Raw genomic sequence first — 26,669 nt, forward strand, 5'->3', positions numbered from 1 at the left:
ATCCAGAGTCTTACAATTAATAGTTACTCAATAGTAATTTTAGTTACCTGTCACAGTAGCTACTGGTCGCTGATCGTTTCTGCACTCAACTCGTAAGCGCCCTCAGCGTTATGTACTTCTTTACCCATTAATGGTGGATTAAATACACAGGCAAACTGGATAGTGGTTTCTGCACGCAGAATATGCTTATCATGTTTATCTAAAATATACAAAGTGCCTGGTTCGATAGGCCTAACGATACCATCTGCAAGCGCCTCTACCGACCCCTTACCAGAAATGCAATACACAGATTCCAAATGATTTTTATAGTGCATTTGAAATTCAGCACCCTCGTAGATGGTGGTAATGTGAAATGAAAACCCCATGTTGTCATCTTTTAACAACATCCGTGTGCTCTCCCAATTACCGTCTGGAGAAATAATCCGGCGGTCGGTTTTATTGGCATCATCCAGTGTTCTAACAATCATCTATAACCTCTTCTTTATTTAGCTTAGTTTTACTCAGACAGCATATTCAGCAAAAACTGGCTATATAGCTATAGCCTCAACTTATCTATTTCTCCTAGCTAGCCATACTTTGTGTTTCAAAGAAATCTCGTTCCTCCGGAATAGGGCTGGATACGGAACAGACTTCCGCAATAGCTGCCTCTACAATATCAATACCTTTGGTTAGATTTTCCTGACTAATAACTAACGGGCATAAAAATTTCACCACTTGATCATCGGCACCACTGGTTTCAATTACTAAATTTTTCTTAAACGCTTTACGGGTAATTTCTGCGGCAAGCTCACCATTGACACAATTGATACCTTGAAACATACCACGACCACGGGTGGAAAAATTACCATTACCATAGCGATCAACAATGGACTGCAACCGCTTTGAAATGTATTCGCCTTTTTTAAGTACTTCCTTTGCAAACGTGTCATCCGACCAATAAGTATCTATTGCCGCTTTCGCTGTGACAAAGGCAAAATTGTTACCCCGAAAAGTGCCATTGTGTTCACCGGGCTTCCACTGATCGAGTTCCGGTTTAATGAGCACCACAGCGAATGGCAGGCCGTATCCTCCCAATGATTTCGACATAGTCACTATATCCGGCGTTAAACCCGCCTCTTCAAAACTGAAGTAGGCACCAGTGCGCCCGCAACCAGCCTGAATGTCATCGACTATCAATAAAATTTTATGTCTTATACAAATTTCTTGTAAGTTTTTCAACCAACTTACACTTGCCGCATTGATGCCGCCTTCACCTTGAACGGTTTCAACAATAACTGCCGCCGGCAGATCAATGCCACTACTGGAATCTGTTAATACTTTTTCCAGATAAGCTGTAGTATCAATGTCTTCTCCCAAATAGCCATCGTAAGGCATTCGACTTACACCGCTCAAGCTGACTCCCGCAGCGCCTCTATGATGTGAGTTACCAGTAGCTGCCAATGCCCCCAAACTCACACCATGGAAGCCGTTAGTAAAACTGATAATATTTTCCCGGCCGGTAATATTACGCGCTAGCTTGAGTGCAGCCTCGACTGCATTAGTACCCGTTGGACCGGTAAATTGAACAACATAATCCAAACCTCGAGGTTTAAATATTTTTTCATTCAAGGCTTCTAGAAATTCACCTTTTGCCAGAGTATGCAAGTCAAGGCCATGAGTGATGCCGTCATTGTTGATATACTCCAATAACTTTTCTTTAAAGACCGGGTTGTTGTGTCCATAATTCAGGGTGCCAGCGCCAGCTAAAAAATCTAAATATTCATTACCTTCTTCATCATATAGATACTCGCCTTTTGCCCGATTAAAGACGCGAGGAAATGACCTGGCGTAGGATTGAACTTCAGATTCAATTTCGTCAAAAATTTTCATGCTATTACCTATATAGTTTAAATGTCATTGGAATGGAGGGCAGAGCTAATCGCGTATCTTCGCCTGGTCACAAAATAAAAGGACCGATTCGAACCAGCGTTTCTGATGAGTGATGGCCGGCAAAATGTCGCTCACAATCAAACAAGTCTTCGCTAGACAAAGTGGCATTCAAACTAGCAGCCAATTTTTCAAACATTGCCCAAGAAGCGCCGTTATCTGCAGTAATCGTCGTTTCTATAAACCGAACACCCTGACTGCTGGCTCGACCAAGGATATGCGTAATTAGCTGCTGGGCCAGCCGCCGTCCGCGCGCTTGCTCATGAACAGCTACCTGCCAGATAAATAACGTATCTAGCCGGTCGGGCGGAATAAAACCACTCACCGCACCAACCACGTCGCCATCAAGCTCTGCGATAGCAGATGTTCGGGCAAAATAGGTACATTGGAGCAGGTTGCAATACCGCGAGTTGGTATCTAGTGGTGGGCATTGTTGAATTAAATGATGAAGTGAAGGACCATCTTCGGCTGTCGGCAATCTGCATAATAATGCAGACTGAGACACCGCTTGGGTATCCATATTTATTTACTCCTCTACTATTTACAGGCCACTTGAGCGATCAAAAAATAGCCAAAAACGGGGGAAATACCTTTTAAAACAAGAATTAAGCTCATAAATTGATCAAAATAGCCTATTCACCCCTAAAAGAAAAGCATAGTACTCTAAATAATTTTCTTATTCAATGACGCCCCATTTTAAGGCGCAGACTATAGACTATGAAATAAATGAACGCACAGTGAGGGCCTGCGCTGGAATCTAGCAAGCATCCCCCTCCTCAAAGAGCTAACAAATCGACCTGTATGCCCAAGCAATCAAATTTATAGCCCCATTCGACTTGCTCTGTATAATTGGCGTCCAGACCACCCACTACTCTGGAAGGAAAACAAGATTGAGCAAAATTAAAGATGTGCTGGTTGCGCTGCGGCGCGTCATCAGAGCTACCGACTTACACTCAAAACGCCTGGCCAAGACCACAGGGCTAACCGCCCGCAAATCTTGCTACTGCAAACCATCAGGGACAAAGGTGAAGTCACCATCGGTGAACTTGCAAATAACATAAGCCTTAGCCAAGCAACCGTGACCACTATCTTGGACCGACTGGAAAAAAGAGCACTGGTCTATCGGGTGAGATCCAACGAGGACAAACGCAAAGTACACGCCTATTTGACTGATGAAGCAGTTAGTATATTGAAAGAAGCACCCATCCCACTACAGGACCATTTTGCTCGGCAATTTGCAGATCTTCAGGAGTGGGAACAATCGATGATTATTTCTTCCCTGCAGCGAGTTTCACAAATGATGGATGCCGAAAATATCGATGCATCACCTATTTTGGAAGTAGGCGTACTGGATTGATGGAAAGCACTAATATCCATCACACCTCAGCCAGGTCACCTTTTTGTTCCAACCACACTTTGCGATCCCCTGAACGCTTTTTCGCCAATAACATATCCATTAGTTGATTGGTTTCGTCGCCCGCCTCGATGGTTAATCGCACCAAGCGACGAGTATCGCCACTCATAACGGTTTCCCTAAGCTGCATAGGATTCATTTCGCCCAGACCTTTAAACCGCTGTACGTTTACTTTGCCTTTTTTATTTTCTGCAGCGATACGATCCAGCACACCCTGCTTTTCGGCTTCATCCAAGGCGTAATAAACATCTTTACCTACGTCTATCCGGTACAGTGGCGGCATCGCGACAAACACATGCCCCGCTGTAACCAGTGGCCGAAAGTGACGAACAAACAGCGCGCAAATTAATGTCGCAATATGCAAACCGTCCGAATCTGCATCGGCTAATATGCAAATTTTATGATAACGCAAACCCGTTAAGTCATCCGAAGAAGGATCAACACCTATCGCAATGGAAATATTATTTACCTCTTCTGAGGCAAGAATGTCTTGCGAGTCTACTTCCCAAGTGTTGAGTATTTTCCCGCGCAAAGGCAGTATCGCCTGGTACTGACGATCACGGCCCTGCTTGGCTGAGCCACCTGCAGAGTCACCCTCAACCAAAAACAATTCACCACGCTCCACATCGTCACCGGAGCAATCGGCCAATTTACCTGGCAAGGCAGGACCAGAGGTGATTTTTTTTCGCGCCACTTTTTTCGATTTTTTTAATCGCGACTGGGCATTATTGATACACATGTCGGCGAGTTTTTCTGCGTCTTCGGTGTGCTGGTTGAGCCACAAGCTGAATGCATCTTTAGCAACGCCCGATACAAAAGCTGCCGCCTCACGGGAACTCAGGCGCTCCTTGGTTTGACCTGAAAACTGCGGATCCTCCAACTTGGACGACAACACATAACAACATTTATCCCAGACATCATCTGGCGATAATTTAATTCCACGCGGTAATAGATTCCGGAATTCACAAAACTCACGAATCGCTTCCAATAGACCGGTGCGCAAGCCATTAACATGGGTGCCGCCTTGTGCAGTAGGAATCAGGTTGACATAAGACTCGGTGGTTAATTCACCACCATCAGGCAGCCACTGTACCGCCCAGTCGGCAGCCTCGGTGGTGCCGGAAAAGCTGCCCATAAAAGGCTCAGCGGGCAAGGTTTCCCAGCCGATAGTACAAGTCTGCATATAATCCTTGAGACCGTCTTCGTAAAACCACTCTTCTTTTTCGCCACTGGTTTCATCGCTAAAAGTGACGCGCAAACCGGGGCATAAGACTGCCTTTGCCCGCAGTACGTGCTTCATTCTACTCACTGAAAACTTGGGGGAATCAAAATATTTGGGGTCGGGTAAAAAGCGAATACTGGTGCCGGTATTACGCTTGCCACAGGTATCGATCACCGCTAAATCTTTCGATTTATCGCCATTTTTGAATTCCATGCTGTGGACTTCACCACCGCGCTTGATGGTGATCTCCAGCACTTGGGATAAGGCGTTAACAACCGAAACCCCTACCCCGTGCAGGCCACCGGAAAACTGGTAGTTATCGCTGTTGAACTTACCACCGGCATGCAGGGTGGTAAGAATCACTTCCACCCCCGGTCTTTTTTGCTCGGCATGTAAATCCACCGGCATACCGCGACCATCATCACTGCAAGTAAGCGAACCGTCTTTATGGATAGTCACATCTATTTGTTGGGCGTGCCCGGCCAATGCCTCATCAACACTGTTATCAATAACTTCCTGTGCCAAATGGTTGGGACGAGTCGTTTCGGTATACATACCGGGGCGTTTTCGCACCGGGTCAAGGCCAGTTAAGACCTCTATAGAATCAGCGTTATAATCGGACATGCGTTTGTGTGTTTCTCATTATGATTGACTGAAATTCAGTCCAGGAGTGTTAAAAATTCGATCGCTTGCGCTAAGTGCTGATCGAAATGCTGGAAGCGATGATCGCCCCCCTGTTCCACCACTTGCAGACAGCCCTGATAGTAACTAACTGCCTGCCGGTAATCGAGAGTTTCATCACCGGTTTGCAATAAAACTTTGATATTGGCTGGCTGGGTTATGCGCTGCACTTGCAAACGTTGCAACTGCTGCACATGACGTTGGTCTAACACAAAGTGCTGCTCTGTATACGGATTAAACTGTTCGCCTAAAAAACCGGCAATAAGTTTATGCGGGTTGACTGCCGGGTTGACTAATACTGCACGCAGACCATATTGCTCAGCTAAGGCAGTGGCCATGAACCCGCCCAGCGAGCTACCAATCAAACCGATTTTTCTAAGCGGCTGCGATTCAATCACTTGCAGCAACTGCTGATAAGCAGTTAACGGGTAATTGGAGAGTTCAGGAGCAACAAACTCAATCGGCAAGGCCTGCTGTTCAAGATAATGCCGGGTTTCCTGAGCTTTCGCAGACAGCGAAGAACTCAAAAAACCGTGAATATAGATCAGTAGCGGACGCATAATGTAGGAGTAATAAAACAAAAGCAGCAGCATACAGGCTAGACAGAAAGGCGCAAGCGCTGCGCCATAAAATCTGCCAGCACTATCAGCTTAGAGGAATGGTTAGAGGGGACTAATAGCCGCTGGAGTGGGAATAGTTAATCTCAAGTTCGACACCGGTAATTCGTTCAACGCCGGTATCAAGACTGCCATCGGCATGCAGCTCCAGCCAGCGAAAACCGGGATTGAGCCTGTCCAATTTGAAATCCTTGCTCTGCGGAGCAAACTGAATACAACTTGATGGGCTGGCTAACAACCGCACGCCATTGCGTAGCTCGTCAACTTCCTGATGAATATGCCCCCAGAGCACCGCCCGCACATGATCAAACTCATCCAGTATTTCAAAAAACTGCTCGGCATTATCCACTTGCTGATCATCCAGCCACTCACAACCAATGGTTATCGGGTGATGATGCAAACAGACCAGCACATGACTGCCTGTTGAGCGCTGTAAACAATCCCGCAAAAATTCCAGCTCGGTGGCAACCAGACTGCCTCCGACTTTACCCGCCACCGCCGAATTCAGCATCAATAGATGCCAATTGCCTATTTGCATAAAGCGATTCAATACCGTCTCACCCGCCATCGCTTGCTGCATATTGACCACGTCATCATGATTGCCAGGCAACCATAAACTATGTTCGGCCAAACCATGGGTCAGCTGATGAAAACGTTGATAGGAGGCGACAGTAGCCGCATGAGAGATATCGCCGGTAGCCAGCAACACTTGGGGACAGCGCGGTTTAATCAAATCAATAACATGATTCAGGCTGGTATCGGTATCCATGCCTAATAACGCATCACCGCTTTGGTCGCCTAAATGGGAATCGGTAATCTGCACCAGCTGGATAGGCTGTTGATGGTTGTGTTCAATCCGCAAGCTGCTGCCCTAATAATCCCAGTGATTAAGTTATATGTAAGCGAATGGCCGCTATCAAATACAGCAAGCCGTTGATATCTTTATAGTTAACGGCGGCTAGCCAATAAAATCCAGTAACTATTACGCAGCATCCCCAGAAACCGGAAAAACTCACAAAGAAAGTTAACAAGACTCCCTTACATTGGCTATGGAGTCATTACAGGCGTCAACGCTTGACCATATTTTAGACAATGACTGAGCCATTCGCCCAAAAAAGTATTGAGCTGGGATTTTTCATCCCGCTGATACATATTATCGTTGGGGTAATCATATTTGGCTTGCAGGCGCCGGTGCTGATCAAAGGCCACCACTTCCGCCATCCGGGCATCGTGATACACCCTTAAAGAAAAACTGGGCGCGGTTGTCCAGGGCTTGCTGGAAGGGTCTGACTGCCGGCTAATATCAACCATGGTGGTGTATTTGCAACGCTCCATCACCACGATCCGAAATTGCTGTAACTCACTGCCCGCCATATCAACGGCGAACTGACGCTGATCTACCGTGTCCATATCAGGCAACAATTGCATAATGCGTGCATAATTCGCTTCGCATTCTGCCATCTGAGCGGCTAAATCCACCGTATATTTCTTTTTCACGTACCGGGCCTTTATGTAGAACGAAAACTATCGGGGTTGTTCCTGTTTTAAGTTTAGCAGTTTAACAGCAACCCTTCTTAACGAAAATTAACTGCAAAATGCACTTGCTTAGTAGGGTTTTACCTAAGCATTTTGCTAAACTACCCAATCTAATCACGCTTCAAGCGATGATTGCCTCACTTTTAAGGATTAGCCAATGAAATCTTTGTTACGCCCTCTTTCCCTTGCCATAGCCTTGTGCGCGGGAAGCTTTAGCGCTCAAGCGGATACGCTGGCCGATATTTATGAGCTGGCTTTAAAAAATGATGCCAAACTCAAAGGCGCGGAAGCGAGCTATAAATCCAACCTGGAAACCGAGAAGCAAGCCTTTGCCGCGATGTTGCCACAGATCTCGGGCAGTGCCAGTTATACGGAAACTGACGGTGATACCGATAGCCTTAGAGTTGCACAAGACCCGCTTACTGGATCTTACTCTGTGTTTGAATCAAATTCGGAATCAGATATTGAATCTGAAAAATACTCACTGACCTTAAGCCAAAATATTTTCGACCTCCCTACCTGGTTTACTTTTAAGCGCGGCAAAGAAATTACCAAACAAGCAGAAGCCCAATTTGCTTTTGACCAGCAAGATTTTATTGTTCGCGTCGCTGAGTCTTATTTTGATGTATTGCGGGCACTGGATAATCTGGAAGCCTCTAAAGCTGAAGAACGCGCGACTAAACGCCAACTGGAACAAACCCAGCAGCGCTTTGATGTTGGCTTAATTGCGATTACCGATGTTCACGAAGCTCGCGCCGTTTACGACTCTACCGTAGTTCAGCGCCTCACCGACGAAGGCAGTTTAGGCACGGCCTATGAATCACTGACGGTGTTAACCGGTCAGCCTCATGCCAACTTATGGCTACTCAATAAAGATTTTCCTGTTATCAATCCCGAGCCTACAGATCGGGCTGAATGGGTTAATTTCGCTTTACAGAACAATTTTGCATTAAAAGCCGCATTATACGGTATGGAAGCCGCACACCAGAACGCAGCCGCAAAAAAATGGGAACACGCACCTAAGATTACAGGTAGCTTTACCTATAGCAATGAAGAACTTGATGGTAATACTGACATTACTAGCGGCTCCAATCTTTCAACCATCCCAACTATGTCAGATGGTGATCAAGAAATTATCATGTTCAAACTGGATGTCCCTATTTTTACCGGTGGCCGTGTAAGTTCGCAGCGTCGCCAGGCTTATGAGCAATATAATATTGCGCTACAAACTAAAATCGACACCCAGCGCACAGTCATCCGCAATACCCGCGCCCAGCACATCACGGTAAATACCGATGTCCAACGGGTAAAAGCACGGCAACAAGCGATTGTTTCTACCAGCAGCGCTTTGGATGCCACCCAAGCAGGCTATGAAGTGGGCACCCGAAATATTGTTGATGTGCTGCAGGCCCAGCGCACCCTTTACAATTCTATCCGTGACTATGCCAATTCCCGCTACGACTATGTCTTGAGCATGTTAAAACTCAAACGAGCAGCAGGCACGTTGAGCCCACAGGATTTATACGATATTAATAAATGGATGGTCTCGCAGGATGCGCCAACAGCTAACCAGTATCAGAAATTTTTGGATCGCTAGGCTAGCTGCGACACAGCCCAATAAAAAACGCCTGCAATTGCAGGCGTTTTTTATGTTTTTAACATTTAAAATATTACAGATATCCACTAACTACTGCTAACAACCGATCAAGTGCACCGCGATTTTCAGCAACTATTATCTTACCACTGTCACCGCTCGCCTTACGCAGAGACTCATCGGCAATTAAGTTACCCAATTGCTTGGCCAGTGCCTGACTATCCGCCACTTGATACAAAGCCTTAGCGTCAATCAACAGCTGACTAATTGCCGCAAAATTAAAATCACTTTTACCGGTCACTAGTGGCACACCCCACGCCGCAGCTTCCAGCATGTTATGGCCGCCAGTAGCTACTAAACTGCCGCCAATAATAGCTATATCAGCACAGCCATAAAACAACATCAACTCGCCCATGCTGTCACCGATAAACACTTGCGCAACAGAATCCGGCCCTGGTTGCTGCGAGCGACGCTGGGTATTAAATTGACGCGCAGCCAAATGATAAACCGCATCAAACCGTTCAGGATGACGAGGCACGATCACCAATAATAAACCGGAAAATTGTGGTAATAATTGTGCGAACGCAGCCAAGATAATTTCATCTTCACCCGGATGCGTACTCGCCGCTAAAATAATTAAGCGCTGCTGCTCGCTCTGTTGATTGCCGCTCCACTGTTGTTTTAATTGTGCAGCTTGAGCCGTTAACTCAGCATCAATAGCTACATCAAATTTGATACTGCCACTTACTACCACTTGCGCAGAGCTTAAACCTAACGCCAAAAATCGTTCGCTATCATTAGCAGTTTGCGCCACAACTCGGGATATGTTTGCCAACATCGACCGGGTTAAAAAAGATAAACGCTGGTAACCCGCCGCCGATTTTGCTGACAAGCGGGCATTAGCCAAGACCACAGGAATATTTTTCTGCCGGCAATAGTGAATCGTGTTAGGCCACAACTCCGTTTCCATAATCACCAGTAATTTCGGCTGTACCCGCAACAAGAAGCGCTGAATAGCACCTGGCAGATCGTAGGGCGCATAGACATGAAAGGCTGAGTCACCCAATAGCGCCCGCACCCGCTCTGAACCCGTCGGGGTCATGGTCGTCACCACAATAGGCGTATTGGGGTACTGTTGTTGTAAGCGCTGAATTAAGGGCACCGCAGCAATAGTTTCGCCGACTGAAACGGCGTGTACCCAAATACAATCCGCCAGGCTCGGCGCAGAAAAAAGTCCGAAACGTTCGAGTACTCGATGCCGATAAGCCGGCGCTTTAATCGCCCGATATAAAAGACGCAGTAGCACCAAAGGCATCAACAAATAAAAGACTGCAGTATAAAGCCAACGAGACATAATTAATCATTCACTAAAAGACAGCGGCAAGCATAACGGCTTACACCCTATCTCGCCAGCTCAGGGTATTGATGCTGCATAGATGAATACCCGCTGCAACATGGAGCCTACATACGCGTTATCAATACTTACAATCAGGCTATTGGCTTAATCTAATTCACCTCTCAAAACCAAGCGGCCAAAAAAATAGGATATAATTAAAACTTCACTCACCACCATCTCAATCGCATGACCCTAATTGCATGACTTCAACTCACACCCAAGTAGATATCGTCATTATCGGCGGCGGCATTGCTGGCTTATGGTTATTAAATCGGCTATGTAATCAAGGCTACTACGCCGTGCTATTTGAGCAAGGCGATCTCGGTGGCGCCCAAACTATTGCTTCACAGGGGATGATTCATGGTGGCATAAAATACGCATTGGGCGGCGCCTTCACCGGCGCATCGGAAGCGATTGCTGATATGCCAGACCACTGGCGCCGCTGCCTGAAAGGTGAGGGAGATGTCGATTTATCTAAAGCCAAAGTACTGAGCGACCATTTTTATATGTGGTCCACTCAGTCCATCACCTCCAAAGTCACCTCTTTTTTTGCCAGCAAAGTCACTCGGGGACGAGTCGATGCTGTCGACAAAAAACAGCGACCACCGGTGTTTCAGGACCCAGCTTTTAATGGCAGCTTATACAAACTGGTAGATTTGGTATTGGACGTACCCTCAGTTATCCAGGCACTGGCTGACAATTACGCCGATCGTATTTTTAGTATCGACTGGCAACAGGCCACGCTTCAACAGCATCCGGATGGCTCGGTTAAATCCCTGCTCATCAATAACGAGCAACAATCCATTGCACTGTGCGCCCAGCAATTTATTTTTACTGCCGGAGAAGGCAACGAAGCCCTATGTGCCATGTTGGGTATCGCAAAGCCCGCCATGCAGCGCCGACCGCTGAAGCAAGTATTGGTCAAACATGATTACCCCTATGCGCTTTATGCACATTGCATGGGCGCCAATCCTTCACCACGGTTAACTGTATCCAGTCATCTATGTACGGACGGTAAAACCGTCTGGTATTTGGGCGGCGACCTAGCCACCGAGGGTATTCAACTCAACGATGACGAACTGATCAACAAAGCCAGGCAGGAGTTGCTCGACTTATTTCCCTGGTTGGATTTTAGTCGGAGTGAGTGGGCAACACTCAGTATTGATAGAGCCGAACCCAAACAAAAAGGGCTGATCAAACCCGACAAGGCCTTTGCTGCCAAAGCAGACCAGAGCAGCAATGTCATCATCGGCTGGCCCACCAAACTGACTTTAGCGCCCAATATGGCGGATGAGGTTTTTAGCTTATTAAATCAAGCCAGTATCAAACCACAACCGCCGTTAGCGATTGAAGCACTCTCTTCACTCCAACAACCGGCAGTGGCTACACCCTGCTGGGAAACACTATTTCCACAACGCAACGATTCCAGTAATGAAATTACGTAAACTTGGCAGCACTGAAATTTTCGTCAGTCCCTTAGGTTTAGGGACGGTAAAACTGGGACGCGATCAAGGGGTTAAATACCCCGAAAACTTTGTCATCCCGGATGATAAGGCAGCAGGCGATTTAATCGCCCTAGCTAAAGAGTTAGGACTGAACCTGATCGACACCGCACCAGCTTACGGTAACAGCGAACAGCGTCTGGGAACATTGCTGAAGGGTCAGCGCCAGGATTGGGTTATCTGCTCCAAAGTAGGTGAAGAATATGAAAACGGGAAATCTTTTTATAATTTTAACGCTGAGCACACTCGCCACAGTATTGAGCGCAGCCTGAAACGATTAAATACTGACTACATTGATATGGTGCTGGTGCATTCTGACGGTAACGATCTCGCGGTTATCAATGAAGCGGAAGTGCTGCAGGAGTTAGCCGCCTGCAAGCAACGCGGTTTAATTCGCGCTTATGGCGTTTCCACCAAAACAGTTGCTGGCGGGATAGCCGCTGCCGATAAAACAGATATAGTGATGGCGACCTATAATTTGGATTACCGCGAAGAAGCACCGGTGATTGAACACTGCCAGCAAATTAATAAAGGTTTACTAATAAAAAAAGCCTTTGCCAGCGGCCATTTATGCGCTGCCGGCGAAGACCCTATTCAAAAAAGTATGGATTTTATTTTTTCCCATGACGCGATTAGTAGCGTTATTATCGGCACGATAAACCCCGCTCACTTACGTGCAAATGTGCAAGCGGCAATGACAGCGACCAAAACCAAAAAATAAGCCTCAGTCGCTAGTGGCAACTTACAGACTTAGCTGCCAGCCCAACACCACACTATAATCCATTTCCATCTGCGGCCCATTTAAATCCTGATACACCGGCTTTATAACTTCCACAGCAATACGGTTAGTCACACTACCCGGAATAGCCCAATTAATACCGGCAGCTAAATCAATACGCTCACCGCCACGCAAGTCTGGGTCTGCAGTAGGCACCATGGCTTTCATCATTGGGTTAAGCTCGGAATCCTCGCCATCGACATCACCCCAATGCTCATAAATACCGCGTAACGACCAACTTAAATTATCCGCGAATGGTCTGGCATACCATGCGCTCATTTTTAACCTATCACCCAACGTATAGTCATTATCGTTTTCGCTGATACGGTAAGTATAAATTGCCTGCGCACCCCATGAGTAAGTCTCTAACAGTTGTGTATAGGTGATACCGGGCAATAGATCATAAGTCCCCGATCCCAATTGCATTGAATAAGGTAACTGCACTTTATTGCCCATGCTCATGCCAGTGACATCTTTTTCATCAATCGACCCAGTAGGTAAACTCAAACCCATATTTAAAATTAAGTCACTATTACTGGTTTGCTGTAAACGAAATAGGCCAGACACTTTCACATCACCCACGCCATCAGTTTCAGTCGTGAACTCAGAGCGCATGGGCATCATCATGCTGCCACCCATACCTCCACCCATGCTCATCATTTGCATGGTGTGATCCATTTCGGTATTTATCAGCGGCACCATAACCATTAGCGTTAAATCATCACTCGGCGCATACATTGCACCCAGCATATGCATTTCCATCGTCATTGACTCTGGGGCAATCATATAGTCTTGTAAAATTTCATCGGTGCTAATACTGTCGCTGCCATCCAGATTGCCGTCCATTTCCATTTGCATATAGCGATAAGAAAACATCCACTCACCGGCTTTGTGCATATGGTCTCCCATAACGCCAATTGGCGCATGACTATCGGCGCGCACCGCATTCGCGGCATGATCCGCATCGGCAACAGAAACATGATTGATAAAGATAAGTATTAAACCTGAAATAAAACGGCGAACAAAAGACATGGCCCCTCCAAAGATACTTTTAATGGCGCGCATGCTAACAAAGGCGGAGGCTGAATCACATGCGACATATCGTCACACCTGATACCAGGAGCTAGCTAAGTATTTATTAATAGAAGAATCGCCGCAGGAAACTATGGCGAAATTTAAACCAATTTAACAAAAATTTATTGGTTTTTTTCCAGCACTTTATTAACAATTGCAGTAGTGGAACAGTCATCAAAAAAAGATAGCACTTTCACTTCACCGCCGTAGGCTTCAACGATCTGCCAACCCACCACAGTTTCTTTATCGTAATCACCACCCTTGACCAGCACATCAGGCTTCAGCGCATCCAATAAGGATTCCGGGGTATCGCCTTCAAAGGACAGCACCCAATCCACCGCTTCCAGCCCTGCCAATACCGCCATACGACGGTCAACGGGATTGATCGGACGGCCAGGGCCTTTTAAACGCACGACGGATTCATCTGAATTAATCGCCACCACTAAACGATCACCCAACTCTCTGGCTTGCTCCAAATAACCCACATGGCCAGCATGAATAATGTCGAAACAGCCATTGGTGAATACCACTTTTTCGCCGTGCGCACGGGCATCATCCAATGCCACTACCAGCTGGTCCAATGTCACTACCCCGCGCTCTGAACCTTGTTCGCTATTCACCGCGCGGCGCAATTCCGGCGCACTGATTGCCGCCGTGCCCAGTTTGCCAACAACAATACCGGCGGCTAAATTCGCCAACCCCACCGCCTGTGGCAAAGGCTCACCAGCCGCTAATGCTGCAGCTAATACCGCAATAACGGTATCCCCCGCGCCGGTGACATCAAACACTTCGCGTGCTCTAGCGGGCAAATGCAACTCCGCTTCTTGTGGGCGTAACAAGGTCATACCATGCTCACCGCGAGTGACTAACAGCGCACCTAAGTCATGCTCCAGCATCAGCTGCTCGCCTTTAGCGACCAACTCACTTTCATTCGCGCAATGACCTACAACGGTTTCAAATTCATGCAAATTAGGCGTCAGTACGGTAGCGCCACGGTAGCGGGAAAAATCCGTACCTTTTGGATCGACCAGCACTGGAATATTGGCAGCTTTTGCGGCCTGAATTAATGGCTGTGGATCAGCCAGCGCACCTTTGGCATAATCGGATAAAATTAATGCGCCAACTGTCGCTAATAATTGTGACGCTTTTGCGCTTAATGCTGTAGCTGCATCAACCGCAAAGGGCTCTTCAAAATCCATCCGGATTAATTGTTGCTGACGACTGATCACCCTTAATTTAGTAATAGTCGGGTGATTCGCTACTGATTGAAAATCAGTCAACACATTTGCCGCTGCCATGGTTTCGGCCAGCGCAGCCGCCGCTTCATCTTGACCTACTAAACCGGTTAACGACACCCCCGCACCCAGCGCTGAAATATTTAATGCCACATTCGCGGCACCACCGGGACGATCTTCGGTTTGCTTGACATTCACCACTGGCACCGGCGCTTCCGGAGAAATACGCGTGGTCGGCCCATGCCAGTAACGGTCCAGCATAACGTCGCCCACCACTAGTACCTGAGCTTGATCAAATCGGGGCATGGTGAGTTTCATACGTGGCAGATCCTGTTGCTAGTGCGTATCAATAAAGCACATCGAAAGCGGTCAATTAAAGTCGGCAAATAATAGCATAACTATCAAGCGTGCATTACTGTCTGGAATAAATCTGAAACAACTAGTAAGTCGAAGTCATCCTCGACTTGATCGCATTGCTGTCCGGGATAAATTAGCAGTTTTAGAGTTTCAGCATGAGAGTGACCGCATGTGTTATTGCTGCCAGCCGGCGTTTCCGCTATCTTGCCCGCAGATTTTTTAACCCACTTTTTTGGACCTATAAGCAAAGGTGCCCTATGGCCGTTGAACTCCCCATTGATATCGAGCAGGTAAAAGGCTTTTTGGCCGCCGATGAAGCGCAAGCTTTGTATGACCATGCACTGGCATTAGCTGCCACCGCGCCGGTATTGGAGATTGGTAGCTACTGTGGCAAGTCAACAGTCTATATTGGCACTGCCTGTCAGCGAGCTGGCGGCGTACTCTACGCGCTGGATCACCACCGCGGCTCGGAAGAGCATCAATTAGGTGAGGAATATCACGACGCAGATTTATACGATAATAATGTCGGATTGATGGATACGTTCAAAGAGTTTCGTAAAAATATGCGGGCGGCTAATTTAGAAGATACCGTAGTCCCTGTCGTCGCTACTTCCGCGCTAGCCTCGAAGGGCTGGCACACGCCACTGTCTATGGTATTTATTGATGGTGGCCACAGCATGGAAGCCGCCATGGCCGATTACCAAAGCTGGGCCAGCCATGTTATTCCCGGCGGCGTGTTAGCTATTCACGATTTATTTCCCAACCCTGAGGAAGGCGGCCAGGCACCAATCACCATCTACCGGCTAGCACTGGCATCAGGTTTATTTGAAGAAATCGCCGTGGTAAATACCTTGGGGTTATTGCGCAGGGTTTAATTGGCCAAATCTAACTAGCTGACTTAGCCGCCCTGATCGCCTGCACTAATTCCAAGCCACTTTGTTCACAGGGTGGTAGCTCTACGTCACTAACCCCCAAAGGCTGGGTACGCGGCCCCCAACGTAATACATGCGCACTCCAGGTTAAACCTCCACCAAAGGCTGGCAATAGAATTAAATCGTTAGCGCTCACCCTAGCCTCTTCGATCGCCTCTACTAATGCGACTGGAGCGGTTGCTGCTGACATATTGCCGTAGCGCTCAATATTAATAAACACTTTTTCCGTATCCAGTTTCAAGCGCTTGGCCAACGTATCTATGATACGCAGATTAGCTTGATGCGGAACAACCAACGCAATCTCACTGTGATCTAAATTCGCTTTCTGCAGTGCTTTTTCACAAGCCTGCGACATACCTGCCACCGCCTTCTTGAAAATATCCTGCCCATAAAAGGCCCAACTCGTTTGGCCCAACATGCGCTGCTGGTTAGCGTATTTAGAGCCCCAGCCTTCTACTGACAAAATACCCCTGGACTCACCATAGCAACCTAACGCTTCAGCTATAACGCCAGATTCCTGCTCATCCGATTCTAAATAAAATGCCGCCGCTCCATCACCAAATAGCACTGCCACATCGCGGTTATCCCAATCCATCAATGGTGAAATAGTTTCGGCACCGATCACTAAAGCCGAACTAACCACCCCACTTTTAATCATCGCTGTAGCCACCGTCAGGCTATACATACCACTGGTGCAAGCGGTATTCACATCGAGACATGCCGCATTAGTGGCGCCCAATAAACGCTGTACGTTGGAAGAAGAATTGGGACACAGCTCATCGAAACTGGTTGAGCCAAAGATAATTAATTCTACATCTAGGGCCGTTTTACCAGCGGCGGCTAACGCCCGCTCACAAGCAATATGCGCTAATTCGCTTACCGGCACGTGAGAAATCCGGCGCTCTTTCATGCCGGTGCGACTACTTATCCAGTCGTCATTGGTATTAAGGAATGTGGCTAGATCATTATTGGACAGGATAGCTGGAGGCAAACATTTGCCCCAACCGGTAATTGCTGCATAAGCCATGTGTTAGCCTCTACTCGTGTCCGGCGCTATTCCTTGCGCCACTGCCCCCCATTGAGCTATTCCTACCGAGTATACATTGAGCCGCCGACCATCAGGATTTCTTAACGCGTACCTGTTTTTCATCAGCTATCGCATCGACCAAGCGCACCTCAGTAAATAATTTTGCAGCAGCAGTATATTCGGTCAGCGCATCTGCGGCTAATAAAATTGCCCCAGCAGTCCAGGTTGGCTTTTCATCAGGCCATAATAAGTCTTCTACAAATTGGTAGCCGGTCCAGTAAGAACCATCATCCAATCGCCACTGATGCAGCCAGCTATAAACATTTACCGCCCGGGCATGATCACCTGCCGCCAATAGTGCCATGGTCAATTCGCAGGATTCTGCCACCGTCACCCATGGTTCATCAGAGACACAACGACATCCCATATCCTGTTCGACAAACTCATGCCAACGTTCTTTTAGGCGTGCCTGCGATTGTGATTTTGATAACACCCCAGTCAGAATAGGATAAAACCAATCCATAGAATATCGTGCCTTGCTCTCCCAAGTGCGATCAAAACGTTCGGGCTTATTACGCAGCGCATCGCCCAACCGGGTTCTCGCTAGCGACCATTCTGTGCGCTCTTGATTAAGCGTGGCAGCAATATTAATTGCACATTCCAAACTTTTATAAATAGAAGAACAGCCAGTAATTAAAGCATCCATTTTTGGTGAACCATTGGGTTTCACTGCCCACTGGATATCACCGTGTTCCGATTGCAAACTTAAAACGAATTCAATGGCTTTTTCTACCGTAGGCCACATCGCATTTAAAAAATTTTTATTTTTAGTAATTAAATAATGATGCCACACCCCTGTTGCTACATAAGCGACAAAATTACTTTCACGACGCTCACCATTTTCAATTTCGCCAGCTTTATAAGCCGCCCACCAACTGCCATCTTCTAATTGCGTATCTGCCAACCATTTATACGCTTTGGCTGCTGCATCCCATTCGCCACCAATCGATAAGCCCATCGCCGCTTCAGTATGATCCCAAGGATCTGCGTAACTACCCTCAAACCAGGGAATAGAGCCATCGGCTTGTTGACAGCTCAGAATAAATTCAACAGTCGGCTGAAAAAAATCTGCAGGAAACAATCCCTTTGATAAAAACACGCCACTCATTAGTTAAGTTCCTTTTTAAAATACAGCACCACGGATTTACCCATTAAGGGATTAAGTAGCGTTTCTAAATTACGAGTAAATGCAGGCTTATCCATTAAGTCCCATACCAAAAAACGATGGTACTGCTTAATCAACCAATTGCTATCCTGCTGCTTCCAAAATAGACATTTAAGCCACCAAAAAGGGGAATGCAAAGCGTGCGCCCAATGCCGATGAAAGGCTTTAAAACCCAGCGCTTCTATTTGCGCTTTTAATTTATTAGCTTCAAATATTCTTAAGTGGCCGCCTTCAACTTTATGGTAGGCCTCACTAAAATACCAACAAATTTTTTCTGGCCAGGTTCTTGGTACTGAGGCACAAAATAAACCACCGGGTTTTAATACTCGTTCAATTTCTTGCAACGCGCCTTTAAAATCAGGAATGTGTTCCAATACTTCGGAGCAAATCACCTTATCAAAAGTGTTATCGGCAAACGGTAGTTGCAAGGCATTGGCCGACGATAAACCGAAACTTTTATTAGCGTTATCCGGTTCATAAAATGGCTGGAATTTTTCCTGGGTCGCTTGTAAATCCTGCAAACTTAAATCGACACCGATAGCGGTGACATCCTGCTCCAGATAAGCCAAGATCACATGACGACCTTCGCCACAGCCCAAGTCTAATACGGTATCGCCCGCCTGTAGGGGCAAGTGCTTAAAATTCACCGTTTGCATTAATTTTTGATCCTTGGATATTTTTATTAACGTCGGCAGAGGCTTGTCGACTTGCTAAGACTTGCTGGTAGTAATCCGTCATTTGCTTTGCCGCTCGCGTCCAACAAAATAATTGCTCAATACGCTGTCGCCCCGCTTCTCCCAACCGCTGACGCTTATCGGCATCATCCAATAAGCTGGCAACAGCGGTAGCAATTGCGTGGCTGTCTTTAACAGGTACTTCTATACCTGCATCGCCAACCACTTCTGGCAACGCTCCGCCATTAGTTGACACGACCGGTACCCCGCAGGCCATTGCCTCACCGGCAGGAAGACCAAAACCTTCATATAAAGACGGTACCACTACCACTTCAGCTTCGGCGTAGTATTTGACTAACTGTTCGGTTGAAATACCGCTCACAAATTGAATACGGTCGGCGATATTTAACTGCGCGATCAATTGCTCGGTATCACCCCCGGGCTTTGGCTTGCCAACCATGAGCAACTCGATAGCCGGGTAACTTGGTGCTAGCTCAGCTATTGCCTGCAACAAATAACGTACACCTTTTAATGGCGCATCGGCAGATGCAGTAGCCATAATTCGGTAACGCTTGGGCGCGACTTCGGGCATGGGCCGAAATTCATTGGTATCAATGCCGTTGTACACCAAATTGATACTGGCGGGGTCAATGTTGAAGGCCTCCGCGATATCCTGCTGTGAACACTCCGACACTGTCACCACATTATCCAGACGGGTGGCGACTTTCTTTTGCATGGTTAAAAAAGAATGCCAGCGACGAATCAGCAAACGCTCCGTCCAACTGTTAGCGGCATTCAATGCGATCCCCAAATCACTGGTAATCGGATGGTGGATGGTGGTTACCAACGGGAATTTGTGTCGCTGTAAATCCAACATACCCCAGCTAAGGCATTGATTATCATGAACAATATCGTAATGAGCGCCGTGAGCCTTGAGGTATTTAAACGCGCGACGGCCAAAGCAATGTGGCTCCGAGAATGCGCCGGTTAGTTTACCGCCCCATTCGATAATATTGGTCATTGAACGTAAATGGTGAAAACGAATAGAACCTAAACCGGTTTCGAACAAATTCATCCCGGGCATTTTAATCAACCTAACGCGAGGGTCGACATGGGGATAAGGCTGTCCTGAGATCACATCAACTTCATGACCAGCCTCAACCAACGCCTTGCTTAAATACTTGATGTAAATACCCTGGCCGCCGCCATAAGGCTGACTGCGATAGCCTAGCAAACAAATTTTTAAGGGTTTAATACCGAGCGGGAGATCTTGCAGGTCCGTATTGGCAGCCTCTGTGGTGACATTAGCCACCGAGCTAATTGCGGATGCGACAGTTTCAGCTTGCATAAGTAATGTTGACAGGTCAAACGACTCTACCCATAGAACATCCAAAGATAGAGGACTAATGGAGGGGGGAGCGTGTAATCGCCGTACTGGGTTCCCAAGGTCAAAAAGTCGAGAAATTTTACTCGTAGCAGCCGGGGAAATCCAGCCATTACGCCATTCTGCCCAGTGGCTTTAATCCAATGGTAAGGATAAATCACAGAAATCTAAAGCAATGAAAGCGTGCCTAGTGTGATTTAGGAAAGTGGCCTTCTACAACATTATCCAATTCATCAGCTGGCTCTATGAGGCCTTGCTCCATTCGCCGCAACCAAATGGCATCTGAAATACCATCTACCGGTTCAAATTCTTTCACCGCTCGCTGCAGGATAGCCTGAATGCTTTCACAATCATTGCTATCACAAGCCACCTTTAGTGCTTCCACATAGCTATCGATTTCTTCTTCAGACAGTAAGTCTTCCTCAGCACGCATAATTTTAGGGTGACCCGTGCCGGTAACATTATCGCCAATCAAAAGTTCTTCATAAAGCTTCTCACCTGGCCGTAGACCGGTGAATTGGATTTCTATATCGCCCCTGGGTTGGGCTTTATCCTTCACTTCATAGCCCATCAGGCGCACCAGTCGCCTAGCCAAATTTACTATCCGGACAGGCTCGCCCATATCCAGTACAAACACATCGCCACCTTTGCCCATGGCACTGGCTTGCAATACCAATTGCGCGGCTTCAGGGATGGTCATGAAATACCGAATGATATCTTTATGGGTTACCGTTACCGGCCCACCGTTAAGGATTTGCTGACGAAATAATGGGACTACCGAACCGGAAGAACCCAACACATTTCCAAATCGCACCATGCAAAAATCAATATGGTCGTACTTCGCCGAAAAAGCCTGCAGCAGTAACTCCGCCATCCGCTTGGATGCCCCCATTACATTGGTGGGCCTGACCGCTTTATCGGTCGAAATTAAGACGAAGGTTTTGACTCCGGCTTTAACGGCCGCGCGCCCTGCTGCCAAGGTACCAAATACATTATTGGCAACGCCCGCCACCACATTGTATTCAACCATTGGCACATGCTTATACGCTGCCGCGTGATAAACCGTCTCCACCGCAAAGTCGGTAAAAATAGCTTCTAATCTTCGCCGATTTTGAACGGTGCCCAATAGCGGCACGATACGAATATTTTTGTCCAGCTTGAGGCGCTCGAGCTCTTTATTAATCTGGTACAGGGAGTACTCTGATATATCGTACAAAATCAAATCTTTAGGCTGACAGCGAACTATCTGACGACACAGCTCAGAACCAATCGAACCACCGGCCCCGTTACCATCACCACCTTGTTACGAATGCGCTGTTCAATTAATTCAGGGTCAGGTGGAATAGGGTCACGACCTAATAAATCTGCCAGCTCAATATCTTGTAATTGGCCAACCTTGGCTGATCCTGACATCAAATCACTGAACACTGGCACGGTTTTTACACAAACCAGCAGCTCTTCCAGTTCATCGATAATTTCGCGGCGACGTAAATGGGTAATCGAAGGCATGGCCAAAAACACATGAGAAACGGAAAACTCTTCTGCCAGGCTGGATAACTGATCCGAGTGATACACCGAAATACCATTGATCACAGTACCCACCAACGCCGGGTCATCATCAACGAAAGCGACTGGATGAAAGTCTTTAGTAGGGTGCAAGGTATTGAGCAGCTGCCGGCCAGATACACCCGCCCCATAAATCACCACTTTATCCCCGCTCTTTCTTAGCACGCCGTGGTAAAACGAACGCACGATTAACCTCGAGCCACCAATCAATAACAGCACCAAGGCCCAATAAATCAGCGGAGTCGACCGGGGGATTTCACTGCGGGTTAAAAAACCGGCAATAGCCATAATGACAGCAGACACCGTCACACCCTGAATAATAGTCAATATTGCCTGCTGCCCCATAAAACGAATCACAGCCCGATACAAGCCCAAACGCAGGAAAACAGCAGAACTGAACACCATGGTAAGAATTAACGTAATAAAATCAGAGGCGTGGAACTGATAGCTGCCCCCACCCCAACGAATAAGGACTGCCAGCCACATGGCTACCGGGATAAAGCACAAATCCAGAGCTAATAGTATGGATTGCTTCCAATAGCGAGGAGAAGAGAACAACGTTTCAATTGGCTGCCTAACACTGCGACGCCATTTAACAGCTTGTCGCTTGCGGCTGAATTTATTATTTTTTAGACCCATAACGATGGCAGCTAACCCAATCTAGAAAACGCTACTGGCCGGAAGTGACCACATAAGATATCTAAGCATAGCAGCTAGTTAAGCTTGTATCAGCCCAAACCTACTAAATCATTTACCCTGGATATGATCCCCTGCGCCGCGTCCAAGCACCGTGAGCAAAAGGTACTTGAAGTACGCTCCCAGGGTTAGCGTATCCAGCATTTGTTGATCTATTGCTGCCAACCTGACGGGGTCAGACATATCGACACCATTCACCTGTGCCAAGCCGGTAATACCCGGGCGAACCAGCAACACCCCGCGCAGTGCACGCTCCTCGATAAGCTGCTGCTGGGAAGGCAAACATGGCCTGGGCCCAACTAAACTCATCTCGCCTTTCAATACATTAATAAGCTGAGGCAATTCATCAAGCTTGGTTCTACGCAAAAAACGGCCCAGCCGGGTGACCGCACTGCTATCGACTTGATGAGTAGCCACGGAGGCTGTCGCAAGCGCCATGGTACGAAACTTGATCAAGGTAAAAAGGCGCTGGTTCTTTCCCACCCGTTGCTGAAAAAAAAGCGGCGACCCCGTATCGAACAAACCCAATAAAAATACAATCAACAAAATTGGAAGCGACAATGCCAACCCGGACAATGCCAGCACTAATTCCATTAGACGAAGTACCGGGCTGTTCATTGAATCATCTTCCGCAAGGTATCTTCCAAGGTATATTTTGGCCGCCATTCCAATGTTTCCACGGTATGATGAATATCAACTTGCAAGTCGGCCAATAAGCGCTGAACCAATTCCTCTTTACCCAATAATCGAAATCCAAAGGTTAATAACGATAACGGCACTGGCCACAATCTGGACCTACCGCCCTGTACACTACTCATCACTGACAACAACTCCGACAGAGAATAGGATCGGCCATCAGACACCAAAAAGGTTTGATTGCTAGCGGCAGGATGCTCGATACACGTTACAATTAAATCACACAGATTGTACACAGACACCATGTCACGACGATTATCCACCAAAGCAAATGGCAGCGGGATTGGTGAGCGAGCCAGATTTAGTAATCGTAAAAAATTAGCCTTAACGCCAGGCCCATAGACCAAAGGAGGCCGGATAATGACAAGCTCCATTGTAGAATTTCTGGCAATATCCTCCAGGTATCTCTCAGCCCGATATTTTGAGCCCGCATATTCATCCTTAGGAGACGCCACATCGAAACTAGAAAAGCTGGCACCTGTCAGCGTATTTTCACCATTCACTTTAATTGAGCTAATAAAAACAAACCGTTTTACACCGCTGGCTAAAGCCGCTTTTGCCAAGCGCACCGTCACATCAACATTGGCTCGATCATAGAGCTCCGCCTCATCAGCACTATCTGCATCCATCACATGTGCTCTTGCCGCCAGATGGATGACAACACTTACCCCTTCAAGAATGGCGGACCAGTTATTGAAGGTATAAAAATCACCCACCGCTAAAAATTGTGCATCCAGCCCCTGATTGCTGCGAGCCACTGCCACACACTCATGATTTTCAGCTTTCAGCATTGGCATTAAGTGCCTGCCCACAAAGCCACTAGCGCCGGTGATTAGTACTTTCATTCCAATAACTGCTCAATTGCCGACAGCGTTGCTGCCGCAGTGGAATCCCAGGAAAAATGCGCCGCGTGCGATTTTGCGCTAGCACTAAGTTGAGCGTAGCGATCCTTATCTGAATCTATCAAACATATAGCATCAACCAACTCATCTATTGAGTAAGGATCAACTAGCAGCCCACCCTCCCCAACAACTTCAGGCATAGAGGATACGTTAGAGCTCACGACTGGCACGCCAAAGCTCATTGCCTCAATGATTGGCAAACCAAACCCTTCATATAAAGACGGCATCAATAACACATAGGCATTTTGGTAAAGGGACCTTAATTGTTCATTTTCTACCTTACCGAGAACAATGACATTGGCGTCAATACCATATTCAATAACCAAATCAGCTATATCTACGCCACCCCATCCACTACCACCAACAATTTTTAACTCTTTTACTTTCAACCCTCTTTGCAGCGCTAACGAAAAAGCTTTTAAAATTCTATCTAAATTCTTTCTTGGCTCTAACGTTCCCACAAACAGAAAATATTCCGCATCACCAGTCTCAACAACACCGCCTGCATCAACTGGCTGTAAATAAGATGCTAACGGAATAGTCACTATTTTTTCCGGCAGAACCAATAACTCTTTTTTTAATGATCCAGCAGTAGCACCAGAAATAGCAATCACTTTAGCCGCGCTTTTAATAGAGCAAGGCATCAACAACCGCTCTAAATATCGCCCCAAAATTGTCATTGTATGAGGATAAAACTTCCATACCAAATCATGAATAGTGACTATTTTTTTTACTTTGTTGGGTAACAGCAGAGGCAAGTGATGGCGAGGAGACCAAAAGACATCGATCGAATCTTTATGCGCCCAAACGGGAAAGACTAGCTGCGCAAAAAATGAACTGACAAAATTCGCACTACAATTACCTTCGCGAATATGCACATTAGGCAAAAGTTCTAACGAATGTATACAGGGACGATCTAGATATAAATACCATTGATGCGGTGAATTGAAAGTTAACCTTTTCAGCAATTCATAAGTATACCGGGTGATGCCAACCATAGGCTGCGCTAAAGGCCGGGCATCCACTGCGATTTTTAGCGACCTCATCTGGAGAGTGTCTCCGTCACTGGGATTGAGGCCTCCGCGATAACTTTTTTATACAAGCTAACATACTGCTCGCCAATAATATCACCAGTAAAGTAATCCTCATAACGGCGACGGGCATTAGCTCCCATCTCAGCCGCCTCTTGGGAATGGTAGTAAATATAATCCATTGCCTCGCGCAGTTCTTTGGATGAACCTGGCGAAACTACCAAGCCCGTTTCCTTATCGATATTAACGTGACTGGTACCGGTACCCACTTCTGTGGAAATAAGTGGCCTACCCATCATTGCTCCCTCAACTAAAGTCATGCCAAATGCCTCGGAACGCAGATAAGATGGGAACACTATAGCTCTGGATAATTTGATTAATGTAACCTTCTCATCATCGCTGATAAACCCGGGGAAGATAACATTTTTCAATTGCAGCTCTGCGGCCTGCTTTTTAAGTTCTTGCTCAATCGAACCTGAGCCGGCAATAACAACGTTATAGTCGGCACCTTTCATAGCATTTAAAAGAATGTGTAAACCCTTGTAATACCGAAACACGCCGACAAAGAGGAAAAAATTTTCACCATATTGCTCACGCATAGCAGCTAATGTTGCGTCCTTGCAATCAGGATAAGATTCTTCGTTAATCCCAAGCGGTATTACTTCAACTTTTTCTGAATATTCACTGAGCACAGAACTGGAAGCGAAATAATTCTGTGAGGTTGCCACGACTCTCGAAGCGCCACGGAGAAATTGCTTCATCAGCGGGCGATATAGCTTACCCAGTCGCTTCTGACGCACTATATCGGAGTGGTAGGTAATAATATAAGGCTTGGTACCGCCAGCTAATAGCTCTAACAAGTCAGCAAAGGGCCAAGGGAAATGGTAGTGAACTATATCGCACCACTCTAATAGTTCACGAAACTGAGGCAATATAGTGAAGCTGATATCGCAGGATTTAATACTGACGTGTCGTGGTGAGCGAAAAACTGTAGCCTCTTCACGCTCAACTGTAGCTTCACCAGGTTCACGTTGTAGCGTCAACACACGGTTTTCCGTATTGAAAGGGGCAGTACTTAAACATATCTGGCGAATGGCCTCTTCCAGTCCGCCTTGCGTATCCGGGTAGTAGGTGCGATAAAAATGCAGTACTCTCATAACTCGAAAATGCCCATTGAAGCTTAGGCCTAGATAGCCAAACGACG

Annotated in this window: 24 protein-coding genes and 1 pseudogene; 5 read left to right on the plus strand and 20 right to left on the minus strand. The window is 46.9% G+C overall.

Going from position 1 to position 26,669, the window contains the following annotated elements; genetic code table 11:
- Positions 1-59: 59 nt before the first annotated feature.
- The 3 genes from UNITIG_RS10845 to ectA form a co-directional block, all read right to left on the minus strand.
- Positions 60-467, minus strand: a complete 408-nt coding sequence (locus UNITIG_RS10845; protein WP_101758394.1) for an ectoine synthase — start codon at positions 465-467, stop codon at positions 60-62.
- Between the two features lie 94 nt (positions 468-561).
- Positions 562-1,869, minus strand: coding sequence for a diaminobutyrate--2-oxoglutarate transaminase (ectB, locus tag UNITIG_RS10850; protein ID WP_101758395.1), 1,308 nt, complete (start codon positions 1,867-1,869; stop codon positions 562-564).
- 67 nt (positions 1,870-1,936) lie between these two features.
- The gene (ectA, locus tag UNITIG_RS10855) at positions 1,937-2,446 is read right to left on the minus strand and encodes a diaminobutyrate acetyltransferase (protein ID WP_101758396.1); all 510 of its coding nucleotides are present in this window, start codon (positions 2,444-2,446) and stop codon (positions 1,937-1,939) included.
- A 370-nt stretch (positions 2,447-2,816) separates the two neighbouring features.
- Here ectA and UNITIG_RS10860 point away from each other — a divergent pair.
- Positions 2,817-3,283 (plus strand): annotated as a pseudogene (locus UNITIG_RS10860) (MarR family winged helix-turn-helix transcriptional regulator).
- 19 nt (positions 3,284-3,302) lie between these two features.
- On the opposite strand, the gene parE reads toward UNITIG_RS10860, so the two are convergent.
- From parE to UNITIG_RS10880, 4 genes are all read right to left on the minus strand, one after another.
- Positions 3,303-5,186, minus strand: a complete 1,884-nt coding sequence (gene parE / locus UNITIG_RS10865; RefSeq protein WP_101758397.1) for a DNA topoisomerase IV subunit B — start codon at positions 5,184-5,186, stop codon at positions 3,303-3,305.
- Between the two features lie 35 nt (positions 5,187-5,221).
- Positions 5,222-5,836: a YqiA/YcfP family alpha/beta fold hydrolase gene (locus tag UNITIG_RS10870; RefSeq protein ID WP_200821272.1), complete on the minus strand. Its 615-nt coding sequence runs from the start codon at positions 5,834-5,836 to the stop codon at positions 5,222-5,224.
- 79 nt (positions 5,837-5,915) lie between these two features.
- Positions 5,916-6,722, minus strand: coding sequence for a 3',5'-cyclic-AMP phosphodiesterase (gene cpdA, locus UNITIG_RS10875; RefSeq protein ID WP_101758398.1), 807 nt, complete (start codon positions 6,720-6,722; stop codon positions 5,916-5,918).
- A gap of 185 nt (positions 6,723-6,907) precedes the next feature.
- Positions 6,908-7,357, minus strand: coding sequence for a DUF1249 domain-containing protein (locus UNITIG_RS10880; RefSeq protein WP_235015353.1), 450 nt, complete (start codon positions 7,355-7,357; stop codon positions 6,908-6,910).
- Between the two features lie 196 nt (positions 7,358-7,553).
- On the opposite strand from UNITIG_RS10880, the gene UNITIG_RS10885 reads away from it, so the two are divergent.
- Positions 7,554-8,993 (plus strand): TolC family outer membrane protein, encoded by a 1,440-nt coding sequence (locus tag UNITIG_RS10885; RefSeq protein ID WP_101758400.1) that lies wholly within the window; start codon positions 7,554-7,556, stop codon positions 8,991-8,993.
- A 73-nt stretch (positions 8,994-9,066) separates the two neighbouring features.
- On the opposite strand, the gene waaA is transcribed toward UNITIG_RS10885, so the two are convergent.
- Entirely contained in the window at positions 9,067-10,344 is a 1,278-nt protein-coding gene (waaA, locus tag UNITIG_RS10890) for a lipid IV(A) 3-deoxy-D-manno-octulosonic acid transferase (RefSeq protein ID WP_101758401.1), read from the minus strand.
- A gap of 242 nt (positions 10,345-10,586) precedes the next feature.
- Here waaA and UNITIG_RS10895 point away from each other — a divergent pair, with 242 nt between their 5' ends.
- A complete protein-coding gene (locus UNITIG_RS10895; protein WP_101758402.1) occupies positions 10,587-11,831 on the plus strand; it encodes an FAD-dependent oxidoreductase in 1,245 nt (414 codons plus the stop codon).
- Positions 11,818-12,609, plus strand: a complete 792-nt coding sequence (locus UNITIG_RS10900; RefSeq protein WP_101758403.1) for an aldo/keto reductase — start codon at positions 11,818-11,820, stop codon at positions 12,607-12,609. Before UNITIG_RS10895 ends, UNITIG_RS10900 begins: the two co-directional genes overlap by 14 nt.
- A gap of 21 nt (positions 12,610-12,630) precedes the next feature.
- Here UNITIG_RS10900 and UNITIG_RS10905 read toward each other — a convergent pair whose 3' ends face one another.
- On the minus strand, positions 12,631-13,698 hold the full coding sequence (locus UNITIG_RS10905; protein WP_145999157.1) for an alpha amylase: 1,068 nt from the start codon (positions 13,696-13,698) through the stop codon (positions 12,631-12,633).
- A 164-nt stretch (positions 13,699-13,862) separates the two neighbouring features.
- Positions 13,863-15,293, minus strand: a complete 1,431-nt coding sequence (gene hldE / locus UNITIG_RS10910; RefSeq protein ID WP_101758405.1) for a bifunctional D-glycero-beta-D-manno-heptose-7-phosphate kinase/D-glycero-beta-D-manno-heptose 1-phosphate adenylyltransferase HldE — start codon at positions 15,291-15,293, stop codon at positions 13,863-13,865.
- Positions 15,294-15,589: 296 nt separating this feature from the next.
- Between hldE and UNITIG_RS10915 the strand changes: the two genes are divergently transcribed.
- Positions 15,590-16,207: a class I SAM-dependent methyltransferase gene (locus UNITIG_RS10915; RefSeq protein WP_101758406.1), complete on the plus strand. Its 618-nt coding sequence runs from the start codon at positions 15,590-15,592 to the stop codon at positions 16,205-16,207.
- A gap of 10 nt (positions 16,208-16,217) precedes the next feature.
- Here UNITIG_RS10915 and UNITIG_RS10920 read toward each other — a convergent pair whose 3' ends face one another.
- The 10 genes from UNITIG_RS10920 to UNITIG_RS10960 form a co-directional block, all read right to left on the minus strand.
- Positions 16,218-17,291: a ketoacyl-ACP synthase III gene (locus UNITIG_RS10920; protein ID WP_101758407.1), complete on the minus strand. Its 1,074-nt coding sequence runs from the start codon at positions 17,289-17,291 to the stop codon at positions 16,218-16,220.
- A 91-nt stretch (positions 17,292-17,382) separates the two neighbouring features.
- Positions 17,383-18,459 (minus strand): prenyltransferase/squalene oxidase repeat-containing protein, encoded by a 1,077-nt coding sequence (locus tag UNITIG_RS10925; protein WP_101758408.1) that lies wholly within the window; start codon positions 18,457-18,459, stop codon positions 17,383-17,385.
- Positions 18,459-19,172 carry a class I SAM-dependent methyltransferase gene (locus tag UNITIG_RS10930; protein ID WP_101758409.1) on the minus strand — a complete coding sequence of 238 codons (714 nt, stop codon included), beginning with the start codon at positions 19,170-19,172 and terminating at the stop codon, positions 18,459-18,461. Before UNITIG_RS10930 ends, UNITIG_RS10925 begins: the two co-directional genes overlap by 1 nt.
- Positions 19,153-20,538, minus strand: a complete 1,386-nt coding sequence (locus UNITIG_RS10935; protein ID WP_101758410.1) for a glycosyltransferase family 4 protein — start codon at positions 20,536-20,538, stop codon at positions 19,153-19,155. The genes UNITIG_RS10930 and UNITIG_RS10935 overlap by 20 nt, the downstream gene beginning before the upstream one ends.
- A 223-nt stretch (positions 20,539-20,761) precedes the next feature.
- Complete coding sequence (locus tag UNITIG_RS24275; protein ID WP_369809194.1) at positions 20,762-21,844, minus strand: UDP-N-acetylglucosamine 4,6-dehydratase family protein; 1,083 nt, start codon at positions 21,842-21,844, stop codon at positions 20,762-20,764.
- Positions 21,817-22,779 (minus strand): nucleoside-diphosphate sugar epimerase/dehydratase, encoded by a 963-nt coding sequence (locus UNITIG_RS24280; RefSeq protein WP_235015354.1) that lies wholly within the window; start codon positions 22,777-22,779, stop codon positions 21,817-21,819. Before UNITIG_RS24280 ends, UNITIG_RS24275 begins: the two co-directional genes overlap by 28 nt.
- A 108-nt stretch (positions 22,780-22,887) precedes the next feature.
- Positions 22,888-23,454 carry a sugar transferase gene (locus UNITIG_RS10945; protein ID WP_101758411.1) on the minus strand — a complete coding sequence of 189 codons (567 nt, stop codon included), beginning with the start codon at positions 23,452-23,454 and terminating at the stop codon, positions 22,888-22,890.
- Positions 23,451-24,377: an NAD-dependent epimerase/dehydratase family protein gene (locus tag UNITIG_RS10950; RefSeq protein WP_101758412.1), complete on the minus strand. Its 927-nt coding sequence runs from the start codon at positions 24,375-24,377 to the stop codon at positions 23,451-23,453. The genes UNITIG_RS10945 and UNITIG_RS10950 overlap by 4 nt, the downstream gene beginning before the upstream one ends.
- On the minus strand, positions 24,374-25,480 hold the full coding sequence (locus tag UNITIG_RS10955; protein WP_101758413.1) for a glycosyltransferase family 1 protein: 1,107 nt from the start codon (positions 25,478-25,480) through the stop codon (positions 24,374-24,376). Before UNITIG_RS10955 ends, UNITIG_RS10950 begins: the two co-directional genes overlap by 4 nt.
- The gene (locus UNITIG_RS10960) at positions 25,477-26,622 is read right to left on the minus strand and encodes a glycosyltransferase (RefSeq protein WP_101758414.1); all 1,146 of its coding nucleotides are present in this window, start codon (positions 26,620-26,622) and stop codon (positions 25,477-25,479) included. Before UNITIG_RS10960 ends, UNITIG_RS10955 begins: the two co-directional genes overlap by 4 nt.
- Positions 26,623-26,669: the final 47 nt, after the last annotated feature.

The organism is Oceanicoccus sp. KOV_DT_Chl (assembly GCF_900120175.1).
Lineage (GTDB): Bacteria > Pseudomonadota > Gammaproteobacteria > Pseudomonadales > Dasaniaceae > Oceanicoccus.